Source organism: Variovorax sp. J2L1-78 (assembly GCF_030317205.1).
Classification (GTDB): Bacteria; Pseudomonadota; Gammaproteobacteria; order Burkholderiales; family Burkholderiaceae_C; genus Variovorax; species Variovorax arabinosiphilus.
In genome coordinates this window covers 166675-179391 of record NZ_JASZYB010000001.1, presented here as the reverse complement: position 1 = coordinate 179391, position 12717 = coordinate 166675, and the positions used below count along the sequence as shown (strand labels likewise).

15 protein-coding genes are annotated in these 12717 nt (G+C 67.4%); 8 read left to right on the top strand and 7 right to left on the bottom strand.

The features are described from left to right. Nucleotides 1-38: 38 nt before the first annotated feature. Nucleotides 39-1118, bottom strand: a complete 1080-nt coding sequence (locus QTH86_RS00830; RefSeq protein WP_286646553.1) for an acyltransferase family protein — start codon at nucleotides 1116-1118, stop codon at nucleotides 39-41. Between the two features lie 344 nt (nucleotides 1119-1462). Between QTH86_RS00830 and QTH86_RS00825 the strand changes: the two genes are divergently transcribed. Then, nucleotides 1463-1729, top strand: coding sequence for a hypothetical protein (locus QTH86_RS00825; RefSeq protein WP_286646554.1), 267 nt, complete (start codon nucleotides 1463-1465; stop codon nucleotides 1727-1729). Between the two features lie 122 nt (nucleotides 1730-1851). On the opposite strand, the gene QTH86_RS00820 is transcribed toward QTH86_RS00825, so the two are convergent. Continuing rightward, the gene (locus tag QTH86_RS00820) at nucleotides 1852-2085 is read right to left on the bottom strand and encodes a hypothetical protein (protein ID WP_286646555.1); all 234 of its coding nucleotides are present in this window, start codon (nucleotides 2083-2085) and stop codon (nucleotides 1852-1854) included. Nucleotides 2086-2278: 193 nt separating this feature from the next. On the opposite strand from QTH86_RS00820, the gene QTH86_RS00815 reads away from it, so the two are divergent. After that, the gene (locus QTH86_RS00815; protein WP_286646556.1) at nucleotides 2279-2791 is read left to right on the top strand and encodes a hypothetical protein; all 513 of its coding nucleotides are present in this window, start codon (nucleotides 2279-2281) and stop codon (nucleotides 2789-2791) included. Between the two features lie 60 nt (nucleotides 2792-2851). On the opposite strand, the gene QTH86_RS00810 is transcribed toward QTH86_RS00815, so the two are convergent. The 5 genes from QTH86_RS00810 to QTH86_RS00790 all read right to left on the bottom strand — a co-directional run bounded on the left by QTH86_RS00810 (nucleotide 2852) and on the right by QTH86_RS00790 (nucleotide 5776). Further along, nucleotides 2852-3055: a hypothetical protein gene (locus tag QTH86_RS00810; RefSeq protein WP_286646557.1), complete on the bottom strand. Its 204-nt coding sequence runs from the start codon at nucleotides 3053-3055 to the stop codon at nucleotides 2852-2854. 163 nt (nucleotides 3056-3218) lie between these two features. Continuing rightward, on the bottom strand, nucleotides 3219-3368 hold the full coding sequence (locus tag QTH86_RS00805) for a hypothetical protein (RefSeq protein WP_262076858.1): 150 nt from the start codon (nucleotides 3366-3368) through the stop codon (nucleotides 3219-3221). 80 nt (nucleotides 3369-3448) lie between these two features. Next, complete coding sequence (locus tag QTH86_RS00800) at nucleotides 3449-3649, bottom strand: hypothetical protein (RefSeq protein ID WP_286646558.1); 201 nt, start codon at nucleotides 3647-3649, stop codon at nucleotides 3449-3451. Between the two features lie 175 nt (nucleotides 3650-3824). Further along, nucleotides 3825-4607 (bottom strand): alpha/beta hydrolase family protein, encoded by a 783-nt coding sequence (locus QTH86_RS00795; protein WP_444813779.1) that lies wholly within the window; start codon nucleotides 4605-4607, stop codon nucleotides 3825-3827. Continuing rightward, entirely contained in the window at nucleotides 4604-5776 is a 1173-nt protein-coding gene (locus QTH86_RS00790; RefSeq protein ID WP_286646560.1) for a DUF3182 family protein, read from the bottom strand. Before QTH86_RS00790 ends, QTH86_RS00795 begins: the two co-directional genes overlap by 4 nt. Nucleotides 5777-6066: 290 nt before the next feature. Here QTH86_RS00790 and QTH86_RS00785 point away from each other — a divergent pair, with 290 nt between their 5' ends. The 6 genes from QTH86_RS00785 to QTH86_RS00760 all read left to right on the top strand — a co-directional run bounded on the left by QTH86_RS00785 (nucleotide 6067) and on the right by QTH86_RS00760 (nucleotide 12701). After that, on the top strand, nucleotides 6067-6597 hold the full coding sequence (locus QTH86_RS00785; protein WP_286646561.1) for a universal stress protein: 531 nt from the start codon (nucleotides 6067-6069) through the stop codon (nucleotides 6595-6597). 48 nt (nucleotides 6598-6645) lie between these two features. After that, nucleotides 6646-7005 (top strand): TraR/DksA family transcriptional regulator, encoded by a 360-nt coding sequence (locus QTH86_RS00780; protein ID WP_286646562.1) that lies wholly within the window; start codon nucleotides 6646-6648, stop codon nucleotides 7003-7005. A gap of 44 nt (nucleotides 7006-7049) precedes the next feature. Then, nucleotides 7050-7781 (top strand): winged helix-turn-helix domain-containing protein, encoded by a 732-nt coding sequence (locus tag QTH86_RS00775; RefSeq protein ID WP_286646563.1) that lies wholly within the window; start codon nucleotides 7050-7052, stop codon nucleotides 7779-7781. A 15-nt stretch (nucleotides 7782-7796) separates the two neighbouring features. Next, the gene (locus QTH86_RS00770; RefSeq protein WP_286646564.1) at nucleotides 7797-9806 is read left to right on the top strand and encodes a PAS domain S-box protein; all 2010 of its coding nucleotides are present in this window, start codon (nucleotides 7797-7799) and stop codon (nucleotides 9804-9806) included. Between the two features lie 116 nt (nucleotides 9807-9922). Next, nucleotides 9923-10324 carry a hypothetical protein gene (locus QTH86_RS00765; RefSeq protein ID WP_286646565.1) on the top strand — a complete coding sequence of 134 codons (402 nt, stop codon included), beginning with the start codon at nucleotides 9923-9925 and terminating at the stop codon, nucleotides 10322-10324. 34 nt (nucleotides 10325-10358) lie between these two features. Further along, complete coding sequence (locus tag QTH86_RS00760) at nucleotides 10359-12701, top strand: ATP-dependent DNA helicase (RefSeq protein ID WP_286646566.1); 2343 nt, start codon at nucleotides 10359-10361, stop codon at nucleotides 12699-12701. Nucleotides 12702-12717 lie beyond the last annotated feature (16 nt).

The window sequence follows — 12717 nt, the reverse complement described above, 5'->3', positions numbered from 1 at the left end:
CATCGAATCGTCAAAGGCCGAGGCACGTCAAAAGTTCGTCAAAGAGCTGACCGGCTGCCGCGGGGTAGCCGCAAACAGCGCTCGGAGGGCCGCATATTGGTGATCCGCTGCTCGAAATGCACGAAGACGAAGCGCGACAACCCCAAGCAGGCCACCAAACCAACGACCTTTGACAGTACGTTCACGGCAGTGCTCTCTCGAGTGCGGCCGAACAGTTCATACACCGTGAACAGCACGGGGATGTGGCTCAGATAGATGGAGTAGGACCATAGGCTCAGGTTTTTGATGGGCGTGCGCACGAAAACCAGTCGACCCGTCGGCATAGCGAGGCGCTGCAACCACGGAAGCATCAGCGCAAACGAGGCAGGGGCGAGCAGGAAAGTTGCGCGATACACGCCAACACCGTCCATGTCGAGCGCATACAACGCAAACAGCGCGAGCGTGAGCGTGAGCGACAGGCCGACCAGCATGCAGGCGAGACGCGCACGATCACCCAGGGGCCTGCGCCCCATCAAAAAGGCCGCGCCGACCCCGTAGAAGATGGCGTCCAGGCGCGGAAGCGTCATCATCCGCACATTCTCGGCTGGCGAGTGCATCAGCATGAACTCGCGCAGCGCCGAGGGTGCCACGATGAACACCACCGTCGTGGCAACGAAGGCCGCACGTTTGTGCAGTCCGGTGGCCGTGAAGGCGAGGATCACCAGGGGAAAAGTCAGGTAGAACCATTCTTCGACCGCCAGCGACCAAGACACGCCATAGAACGCGTTGTCGCCGGACATCATGTTCTGCATGAAGAGCAGATGCGCGGCCAGGTGGCGAGCCGTCGGCAGCCCCCCGAAGTACGCGTGGAAGAAAAGTGCGACGACCAAAAAAAGCAGGTAGTTCGGCACCGTGCGGTACCAGCGCCGCATCCAGAAGACCCGGACGTCCTCGAAGGACCAACGCGGCGTGGCCAGAAGCGAGCGATACAGAACGCCCCCGATCAGGTAACCGCTGAGCGCGAAGAACAACTCGACGCCGAAGATGCCGACGAATTCGAAGTCGTGTGCGAAATGGGAGAGGAGGACCAGGGCGATCGCGGCGACGCGTGCCATGTCCAGACCGAAACTGCGGGTCATGTGTGTCCAAGGTGACTAGGCGCCACGTCGCCATAGGACCGGGCACAACGTAATCAGATTGTAGTAAGCGATGTCAACGCGCAAGCGGCGAGTTGTCACAATGGGGTTGAAGCAGTAAGTCGATGCATGTATCGACACACTGCAAGCAGTTGCAAAGTGTCTCGCCGTGATTCGCCGCTGAACACTCGGCTAGAGTTGTCGTAGCGAGAGCCAGCGGCCGCGCGCGCCAGGGACGCATGAAATGGTCATTGACGGCCTAGATGCCGAGCAGGCCGTGAACCTGATGCCGCCCCGTCGAGACCGCGACGTGCCTCCGCAATCACCCCCCAATCAAGACCCATGGCATGAGCATGCACTTCAATCTCTTCCCCAACACAAAGCTCAAAATTCTTGAGTTCTTCGGCAGGTTGCCCAAAGAGCCATTGGAAACAGAACCTCGAACGGACGAGACTGCCGCGCGCTTTAAGGCAGCAATGGAACGGTTTTGGCTAGACGTCGACCAGGAAATTGTGACGCTGACAGACGACAACATTCATGAGGCGCTCGGCTTCTTTGGCATCAGCATTGATGAGACCGGTCAGGAGCTTCGTGCGCCAGGACCCGCTCTCTGACGGTCGATGGCGGTGGCCTGCGCACGCAGCAGGTCGCCCGTGGCCGCCACCAGCGCGTCGAGCTTGTCCGATCAGAGCCGCAAAGCGACTGGACGCCCCGCACTCACCCTGCGTCGACCCGCTCAGATCCACCGCGCCGAATAAGTTGGACTGGTGTCGCGCACCCGCTCCTTGTGGCATTCCTGGCACACGTAGATCTCCAGTGCGCCTGCCGCGCGCTTGTTCAACGCCTCGGCCCATGGCTTGGCGCTCAACAGTCGAAGGGCTGCATGCGGCGGCGTTTCGCGGGCCGAGTGCTGCACGAGTTCCACGCACAGCGGGCAGGAACTCGGCGTCTGGGAAGCTTCGGTGGACATGAGGGGCTCGATCACGGGTCTGCCCCGCCGACATGGCGGGACAAGCGCGAATGCTAACGGCTCGGCAATGAGTACCTAGGTTCGCATCGATGGCGGATTGCGTGAAATATGTCCGCTTTCAAGAACACAAAGGTATTCATTTATGGCCTCTTCGAGGTTCAATAGAGACCTCTGCCCGAATCCAATGATCGCCATGTCCGATGCCTCGAACCCCTTCACTTTCGAGTACGCCCTCGGCGCACTCGAGGTAACGGCCTGCGACCTGGTGGTCACGACGCCGCAGTCGCGCGACCCGATGGCCGACGAAACGGTGCGGAAGGTCTTGACGCTGCTGAAAGAGCAGCACGGCACCGACGCGGCATTCGTCGCCGAACTGCATGACGAATCACCGATGCAGCCAGCGACCGCCATGGCGCCGCGCAGCGGATTCCATGACGACGCGACGGGCGACGTCTATGTGCTGGCAGTCTGCCGTCAGGTGTTCGGCCCCTTCGCGCGATGCTTCATCCGCGTCCCGGTGGTGCTGGCCGACGGCCGAAACTACGGAACGCTCTATGCCGCCTGCAAGGGCCCGAGCGAAGACGAGCGCCGACGCGATGCAGCCCTGGTCGAAATGACGGCGCAGCTCACCGCACGTCTGGTGGATGCGCGTCGTGTGCCGGCGCGCTCCAAGTCCGTGAACGAAGCACAACCGCAATACGCCTGAAGCGGCGCAGTGCCCTGAACGGGCAGAGGCATCTGCCGTGGGGCGATCAGGCGCCCTCGCTCAGAGTCCGCCCATGAAGGTCGAGGGCTCGCCAGCACCTTCGGCCGCGGCAAAACGGGCCGACTCCTCATCACCCGGTCCGTTGGAGAACACAAGGGTTGCAAGTGCCAGGGCGAAGCACACCAGGATGGACACAAAGCCAAAGCTGTAGACCAACGCGGCCATCGCCAACGGGCCCAGAAGGAGTGCGATGAGTTTGTACATGTCCGCATCATTGCGGACAACTTGAGAAACGCTCTGTGATCAATGTCACAGATGACTGCTCGTCCTACGTCCGCCTACATGGATATTTATCCATGCGACTTCGCACGTAAGTCCAAAGAATTACAGCCTCGACGGGCGACGCGCCGTTGCCTCTGGAGGACCGTCAGTCCGGCTCGTCCAAGGCGGCGATGGTCGTCTCGACACGCTCGGCCATCTTCTGTTCGAGATGTCCCCATCCACGGTAGGTCGGCACGATCGTGAGCCACCCGATGCCGATCACGCAGAACAACGCCACGAACAGTTCGAAATCCATCGCTGCCTTACCTGCCTCAAGTTACTCACCTCGAAGAGAGGCAAATTCTAAGCATCGAAGCCCTGATTTCGTCCGAGTTGTCAGCGCTCCTCCAGGCGCCTGACGACGCCCAGACCCGAGAACCACGCGTCGATGGGGGTGGTGTGGGCCCGCTCGCCCATTTCACGGGGTCGGAAACAGAGCAGCTCGCCGGGCATCGTGACTGCCTCGAGCAAGACATAGTGAAACTCGCCTTCTTCCAGCTCGTTCACACTCAATGCCAATCGTCCAGAACCCGTCATGCTGCCTCCGGTGAATCTTCGATGGGGGTTTGTAGCCGCTCACGTCATGAAGGCCGAGGGACTTTTCCGCGCTTCTGCGTCGCCAGACCGTGCGCCGCTCGGTTTAAGACACACTTCGTGACACATTCCCGCAACAGGTGGTATTGCAAGGCGGCCGTTGGGAGAGACATCCCGCTCACGCCGGTCTGGCCTGCAACGGCCTGCCTTCCCCTGCTGCGGCATGGCCGCGCGCGCCCATGGTCATTTCGGTGATCCACGAGACGAGCAAGGTGCCATACGACTGCCGCCACTCCTCCTTGGACAGCGCATGGTCGGCGTCCGAGATGACGCGGTAGGTGACCGAACGCACGCGCTTGAAGGCCGCCAGGTAGTTTTCGATCACCGGATGCGGCACGGTCTTGTCGTGCTCGGACTCCACGATGAGCGCATCTCCACGGAAGGCCGCACAGGCCCCGAGCGCGCGATTGTCGGCGGCGCCCAGCGGGATGCGCCGGTAGGTCGCCAGGTCGTCCCGGTCCAGCTTGCCTTTGGGCACGTCCCAGTCGCCGTCCCGGTAGAGCGCAGGCGCGCGCAAGGCCAGCCAGCGCACCGGTCGCAGCGAACTCACGATGGCCCCCAGGTAGCCGCCGTAGCTGCTGCCCACGATGGCGATCGACTCCGGGTCGACGGTCGGGTGGCTGACCAGCACGTCGTAGGCCGCCAGCACATCGCGCAGGTTGTCTTCTCGCGTGACTTCCTGTCGCTGTGCGACATGGCGCGCATGACCACGCAGGTCGAAGGTCAGGCACACACAGCCCAATGCAGCGATCTGATGTGCGCGGCGGATGTACTGCTCCTGGTTGCCGTCCCAACCATGCACCAGCAGAACGCCGGGCACCGTCATGGAGGACGCGACGAGGGTGCCGGCAATGTGCTGGTCGTCGACGGGAATGTCGACGGTGTTGTGTCGGGTGTTCAGCATGCCGGGTCGATCAGGGTGTACTTGGTGAGCCTGCCGACGTCCGGCACCTCGCCCTCGTAATAGACCAGGGCGCCCGGTGGCAGGGCCCCCGGGTCACCGTGAACCTCGACGCAGCGCGCATGGACGCGGTCACGCTCCGGACGGCGATGGAAAAGCTCGAGCGCAGCGAGTTCGGCGCCGGTCGCGCCGCCCACGCGCCACGATTGCTCCAGCACGCCCGAGCGCCACTGTCCGAGCGGGCCACGGCCGCGCGCGACGTCGTAGTTCAGCCGGGAGGTGAAGAAGCCGGGGAAGCACTCGGCCACCGCGTCGTGATAGAGCCGGGCCTGATCGATCGCCAGGCGCACGTCGAAGGGTGGCCGGGTCGCCAGCAGGGCGTCGAAGCCGCCGCGCACCAGCCACAGGTCGGATCCGCCGTAGACCTCGTTCCCGCGTCGGTCGCGCGTCAGGTATTGGGTGCCATGGTAGGTCGCGGTGAGTCCGCCAACGACGACCTGCCCGACGCTGAAGGTGACGGGGTCCGTGAGATTCTCTTCCAGCACCACGCCATGCGCGCTCAGTTCGGCCTCGTCCATCTCGGCCAGACACTGCAGCAATGCCTCTGCGTCCGTCACGACCCGTTGCCCGCGCCCACCTGTCGCCCGCACGGGCTTGATGCGCACGGCCCCCAGGCGGAGCAGCGCACAGCCCGCGGCGCGTGCATCGTCCCGTGAGAAGGCGGTGAAGCCCGTGAGCACCGCGCCGGCCACGTGCGCGGCGAACTCGTTCGACCAGCCAACGGGGCACGCCGCATCCGGCTGCACCAAGGGATGGGTGATGGCCTTGGTCAAGACGAAGGGATGCGGCACCACCCCCCCGAAGAGGTCGTGCGGCCCCGTGATGCCCAGTGACTGCGCCTCACGCGTGTCGGACAGCGTGTCGCTCGGCACGAAGTACAGCGGGCGCTCATACGACTCTCCGGGAACATATTCACCCCGGAAATCCAGCCCCTTGAGCGCCGCGATGCGCTCGGCGAAGGCAAGACGCGTTGCGCACTCGTGCACGCTGGCGTAGGCATGGTCGTCCCGAGAGAGGGTGACGACGCAGCCGTCGTGTTGCGCCGCAGAGGCGCCGACGGAAACGACGGGGTCGCCGACAGCGGCGACGTGAAGGGCATCACGGGTCATGGTCGAGGCTCCGGCGGAGGGCGAGACGGTCGTTCCGCGCTCGCACCAGGGTTCGAGAAAACAGCGCTGTGCAACGCAGGGGCCTGCGCCGACAGCACCATCGTCGACGGGCCGGCCAGCCCTGTCTGTCGGAATTCGCCTGCACATGGACCGATACAGCCCCTGTGCGCCGGGTGGACCAGGTGCGCCAGCCACCCCGGCTTCGTCCCCCCGAAGGCTTGACGCGCGTCAAGCCTTCATGACCCCCGGACTTCCATACTGAACGCCTTCCCTCACCACGGAGCGTCTCTATGTACCAACGAATCCTGGTCCCTGTCGACGGCAGTCCGACGTCCGATCGCGGTCTGCAAGAAGCCATCCGCCTTGCGCGCCTCACCGACGGCAAGCTGCGATTGATCCATGTGGTGGACGACCTGTCCTTCGCGCTCGCGATGGACGCCTACGCCGGCTACTCGGGCGACTGGATGAACACCCTGCGCGACGGCGGCCGCAAGGTGCTCGAGGACGCGAAAGCTCAAGTCACCGCTGCCGGCCTGGAGGCCGAGACGGTGCTCTACGACAGCGTCGAAGGACGCGTGCACGAACTCACCGTGTCCGAGGCCAAGACCTGGCCGGCCGACGTGATCGTCATCGGCACGCACGGCCGCCGCGGCGTCGGCCGGCTGGTGCTGGGCAGCAGCGCGGAGTACGTGCTGCGTCTGTCGCCGGTGCCCGTGCTGCTCGTGCGCGCCGCAGACGCCCCGGCCGAACCCGTGCGCGAGACCGCCGACGAGAAGCCGCTGCGCGTCCACCTGCCCAGCGGCGCGCTGTCCATCGAATAGCGCCTGCGCATGCGACCGCCCGCCCTTTGACACGCCCGGACCCGAACCATGAAACCCCTCAGCCCCTCCGACCTCGTCAGTCTCGCCGAGCAGCTCGAAGCGATGCGCCGGAAGGCGCTCGACGAGCTCCGCGAGGTCGACGTGCCTGCGTCGCTCGCCCCCGAAGTGCACGACCGGGCCGACGAAGCCGAGACCGAGCGTGTCGACGACATGCGCCTGGCCGAAGCGGCCATCGACCGGGCCACCGTGCGCGACATCGCGCTCGCGGAGCACCGCATGAGCACGGGCGACTACGGCGTGTGCATCGATTGCGGAGAGGGCATCCCGCGCGCCCGGCTGTTCGCGCAGCCCACGGCCGTGCGCTGCGCGGCCTGCCAGACCGCGTTCGAGACGCACTCGCCCCACTGAGTCCCGGTTGGCAGAAGGTCACGCGCAGGCGCTAACATGCCGCCGTGACCTCCCCCCTCCACCTGGCCGTCCTCGACGACGAAGAAGACATCACCCGGCTGCTGGCCACGTATCTGCAGGGCCACGGCTTCCGCGTCAGCCAGCTGCACCGCGGCCGCGACCTGCTCGCCCTGATGGCCAACGACCCCCCGGTGCTGGTGCTGCTGGACCTGGGACTGCCGGGGGAGGACGGCTTCGTCATCGCCCGGCAACTGCGTGAGCACTGGCAATGCGGCCTGGTGATCGTCACCGGACGCGGCGACGCGGTCGACAAGGTGGTGGGCCTGGAGGTGGGCGCAGACGACTACGTCACCAAACCCTTCGACCTGCGCGAGTTGCTGGCGCGCATCAAGGCGGTGCTGCGCCGGATCGTGCCGGCACTCGCGCCCGCGAGCGCGGCGACACCGGCGACGCCCCCCTCGACCAAGCGCTTCGAGGGTTGGGAGCTCGACGTCGCGGCACGACGGCTGACCGCGCCGCAGGGCCATGAGGTCGTGCTGACCAGCGGCGAATTCGACTTGCTGCACGCCTTGAGCGACGCGCCGGGCCGGGTCCTTTCGCGCGACTACCTGCTGGAACGCACCCGCGGGCGCGATGGCGGCCCGTTCGACCGAACCATCGATGTGCAGATCGGACGCTTGCGCCGCAAGATCGAGAGCGACGCCGACAGCCCGCAGATGATCAAGTCGGTCCGCGGCGCGGGCTACCTGTTCGCGCCGCGGGTCGACACGGCCTGACCGCCCGCGATCGCCATGGACCATGTTCCCTTCAACTTCGATGCCGAGGACGGCAAGGTCTTCCGCTCGATCTTCACCGCCTACCCCGACGCGCTGCTGCTGGTCAACGCCAAGGGCACGATCGTCCTGGCGAACCCCTTCGCCGTCGATCTCCTGGGCTACAGCGGCGACGCGCTGATCGGCCTGCCGGTCGAAGCGCTCGTGCCCGACGCGGTGCGCCCGCGCCACGCGGCCTACCGCCATGCCTATGGCGAGCAGCCGCGCTCCCGCCCCATGGGGACGCAGATGGACCTGGTCGCCCGGCGGCGCGACGGCTCCGAAGTGCGTGTCGAGATCGCGCTGAGCCCGCTGCACGACCACGGCCTGCCCTACGTGGTGGCGGCCATTCGCGACGTGGGCAGCTACCCGCGCGTGCGGCAGGCCTTGCAGCGTGCCCGCTATGCGGAACACCTGGCGCACTTCGGTCGTCTCGCCGTCGATGCGCGCGACACCCAGGCGCTGCTCGCGCAGGTGCCGGCCATGGCCGCGGAAGCGCTCGAGGCCGATGCGGCCATGGTGCTGCTGCTCGAACCCGACGGGCTGACTTTCCGCATCGCTGCCGGCACGGGGCTCACGGCGGACAAGTGCGCCGGCCAGGCCGTGCCGGTGGAGGTGGTCGAACTCGCCACGCGCGTGGTCGCCACCGGCGGCACGGCACGGGCGGGCCCTTGCAGCGGCGCCGACACCGGCCACCTGCTGGCCGTACCGCTGTCGGACCGCGGCCGGACCATCGGTGCGCTGGCCGTGCGCTGCGCCTCGCTGCAGCACCTGGGCGACGACGAGTTGCGCTTTCTCGACTCGCTCGCCAGCCTGCTGGCGACGCTGCTGCAGCGCGAGAAAAGCGAAGAGGCCCTCAACCACGCCCAACGACTGGAAACCGTGGGCCAGCTCACGGGCGGCATCGCGCACGACTTCAACAACCTGCTGACGGTGATCTCCGGCAACCTGCAGGTGCTGGAAGAGCTGCCCGGCTACGCCGAGGAGCCGATGGTGCAGCAGCTCCTCGGTGCGGCCACGCGCGCTGCGCGCCGCGGCGCCGAACTCACCGGCAAGCTGCTCGCCTTCTCGCGCCGCCAGGTGCTGCAGCCGACGGTGATCGACGCCGCCGCCCTGCTGCACTCGCTGGGCGACATGCTCCGCCGCACGCTGGACCAGCGCATCGCGATCGCGCTGGACGCCGATGAGGCGCTGTGCCTGGCCGACCCGGTGCAGCTCGAATCGGCCCTGCTCAACATCGCCATCAACGCGCGCGACGCCATGCCCCAGGGCGGCACGCTGGCCTTCACCTGCCGCAGCGTGCCGGCGCTGCCGCCCGAACTGCGCGCCGAAGCCACCGGCCCCTCGGCAAGCGGCTACGTCGCGATCACCGTCGCCGACACCGGCACCGGGATGTCCGAGGCAGTGCAGGAACATGCCTTCGAGCCCTTCTTCACCACCAAGGAGGTCGGCCGCGGCACCGGGCTCGGCCTGTCGACGGTCTACGGCTTCGCCAAGCAGTCGCGCGGTGCCATCGGTCTGCGCAGCACGCTGGGCGTCGGCACGGCCATCACGCTCTACCTGCCGCAGTTGGGCGACGGAGACGACATCGACAACCCCGAGACCGATGCGGGCGGCCGCTTGCCCACCGGGCTGCGGGTGCTTCTGGTCGAGGACGATGCCGAAGTCCGGCAGGTGGCCCAGCAGTTCCTGCTGACGATGAGCTGCGCGGTCACGTCCTGCGCCACCGCAGAAGCCGCGCTCGAGGTGCTCGACACCGACACCGCCTTCGACCTGCTGCTCAGCGACATCTCCCTCGGCCTCGGCCTGCGCGGTACCGAACTCGCCCAGCGCGTCGAGCAGCGGCTGCCGCAGCTGCCGGTACTGCTGATGTCGGGCTTTTCGCAGGAACTGGCCGGCGCATCGTCGGGGCGCGAGCTGCTGCAGAAACCGTACACCCGCGAGGCGCTGGAACGCGCGATGGTGCGCGTGCTGCACACGGCCCGCTGACGGACTGGTTCGCGCGGCGCCTCGACCGAAAGCACGGCCGCAGCCTGGCCAACCGGCCGGCTGACCCGGAGGGCCCGACGTGCGAGCATCCGCTCATCCACCGCTCGGAGATGCCGATGCCCGCCACCGCCCCGCCGACATTCGCCAGCCTCTTCGACTGGCGGCTGCCCTTCAGCCTGCCCGGCAGCTTCGCGCCCAACCCGGGCTGGACCTTCGGCAATGTGGTGATCAACACCACGAATTCGCGGGCGCCGCAGGTCGAACAGGCCATCGTCGGCAAGCTCAGCTACGGCCGGCAACTGGGCAAGGTGATCGAGGCGGTCGAGGTGCTGTGCGCGTCGTTGAAGACCGACCGCGGCGATCCGCGGATCACCGCCTTCGAGGCTTTGGCAGACGAGGTGCGCGAGATCAAGCAGTCGATGGCCGCCGACCGGCTGTCGCAGTTGAAGCGCGAACTCGAGCAGCTGCGGGCGCAGGACCCGACCGCCTGGAAAAAGCTGGTCGCATCCAGCGGTTGACCACGGCGGGGCCACTGGGCTGTATATTCATCCAGTGAACTCCAGCCCACCCGCCGCCACCGACACCACGCCACTGCAGAACGTGTCGGTGCGCGCGCTGTGCGCCTTCGGTGCGAAGGCGGGCGACCTGGACTTTCGCTTCGTCCCGGCGCCGAGTGCGCAGGAAGGCGTGGCCGGGCATCTGCTGGTGCAGGCGCGACGCGGCGCCGATTACGAGTGCGAGGTCTCGCTGTCCCTCGCGTTCGAAGGCCTGCGCGTGCGCGGACGGGCGGACGGCTTCGACGCCGAGCGGCTGCGCGTGGAAGAGATCAAGACCTTCCGCGGCGAATTCGCCGCCCTCCGCGCCAACCACCGCGCGCTGCACTGGGCCCAGGCGAAGACCTACGGCTGGATGCTCTGCTGCGTGCGCGCACTGCCGGCCGTCGACGTGGCGCTGGTCTACCTCGACATCGCCAGCGGCGAAGAGACCGTGCTTGAGGAGCACTGCAGCGCCGAGGCACTGCGCACCCATTTCGAGGCGCTCTGCCACCGCTACATGGCGTGGGCACGACAGGAAACCGTGCATCGCACGGTGCTGGCGCAGGAACTCGGCGCGCTCGCCTTCCCGCATGCCGGCTTTCGCGCCGGCCAGCGCGAACTGGCCGAAGGCGTGTACCGCGCCGCCTCGACGCGGCGCTGCCTGATCGCGCAGGCCCCCACGGGCATCGGCAAGACGGTCGCCACCACTTTTCCCTTGCTGCGCGGCTGGGCCAACCAAGGCACCGACAAGCTGTTCTTCCTCACCGCCAAGACCTCGGGCCGCGCGATTGCACTGGAAGGCATCGGCCTGAGCGCGCAGTCGGCGAAGTCGCTGCGCGTGCTCGAGCTGACCGCGCGCGAGAAGGCGTGCGAATACCCCGGCCGCGCCTGCCACGGCGACGCCTGCCCGCTCGCGCGCGGCTTCTACGACCGCCTGCCCGCCGCGCGTGCCGATGCGGTCGGACAACGGCGACTGGATACCGCGACGCTGCACCGCGTGGCGCTCGCGCACACCGTGTGCCCCTACTTCCTCGCACAGGAGATGGTGCGCTGGAGCGATGTGATCGTGGCCGACTACAACTACTGGTTCGACGGCAGCGCCTTTCTCTATGCGCTGGCGAAGCAGGAGGAATGGCAGGTGGCGGTGCTGGTCGACGAGGCGCACAACCTGCTCGAACGCGCGCGCGGCATGTATTCGGCACCGCTCGACCTGGCCGCTCTCGACCAGGCCCGCGCCACGGCGCCCGCGGGCGTGCGCCCGACGATCGACCGGCTGCGGCGCGAGTGGCTCGCGCTGCAGCGCGACCAGTCCGACACGTACGTGGCGCACGACGATGTGCCCGAGCGCCTGCAGGCGGCGCTGCAGGAAGCCGTTGCCGCGCTGGCCGAGCATTTCGCGCAAGCGCCCGAGACTGCGCAAGGCCCCCTACAACGCTTTTTCTTCGACGCCCTGCAGTTCGCCCGGCTGGCCGATGCACTGGCCGACCACTCCGTCTTCGAGAGCCTGCGGCCGACGACCGACACGGCGGGCCGCCTCGCGATCCGCAACCTCGTGCCGGCGCCCTTCCTGCGGGCACGCTTCGCGGCGTCGATGACCACGGTGTGCTTCTCCGGCACGCTCGCGCCCTTCGCCTTCTACCGCGACATGCTGGGGCTGCCGCAGAACACGGCCGAGGTCGAGGTGGCGTCGCCCTTCCAGGCGCACCAGCTGGACGTGCGTGTCGTCACCGATGTGTCGACGCGCTACCGCGATCGCCCGCGCTCGCTGCCGCAGCTGACCGCGCTGATCGGCCACACCTACGCACGCCGGCCCGGCAACTACCTGGCCTTCTTCAGCAGCTTCGAATTCCTCGAACAGGCACACGCGCGCTTCGTGCACGAGCACCCCAGTGTGCCGACCTGGACCCAGTCGACCGCCATGCGCGAGGCCGAGCGCGAGGCCTTCGTAGCGCGCTTCCGAGTGGAGGGCCGCGGCGTGGGTTTCGCGGTGCTCGGCGGCGCGTTCGGCGAAGGCATCGACCTGCCCGGCGACCGGCTGATCGGCGCCTTCATCGCCAGCCTCGGCCTGCCGCAGCACGACGCGATGAACGAGGTGATGCGCGAGCGGCTCGACGCGCGCTTCGGCGATGCGCGGGGCTACGACTACACCTACCTCTACCCGGGCCTGCGCAAGGTGGTGCAGGCCGCCGGCCGCGTGATCCGCACCGAGCAGGATGCCGGCGTGCTCTACCTGTTCGACGAGCGTTTCGCCTGGCCCGAGGTGCATGCGCTGCTGCCGGCGTGGTGGGCGGTCGGCCGGTGCCGCACGGACGCCGCGCACGCGCCGGACGACCCCGCGCCCCACCCCTCATCCCAATGACGAATACGATAACGGC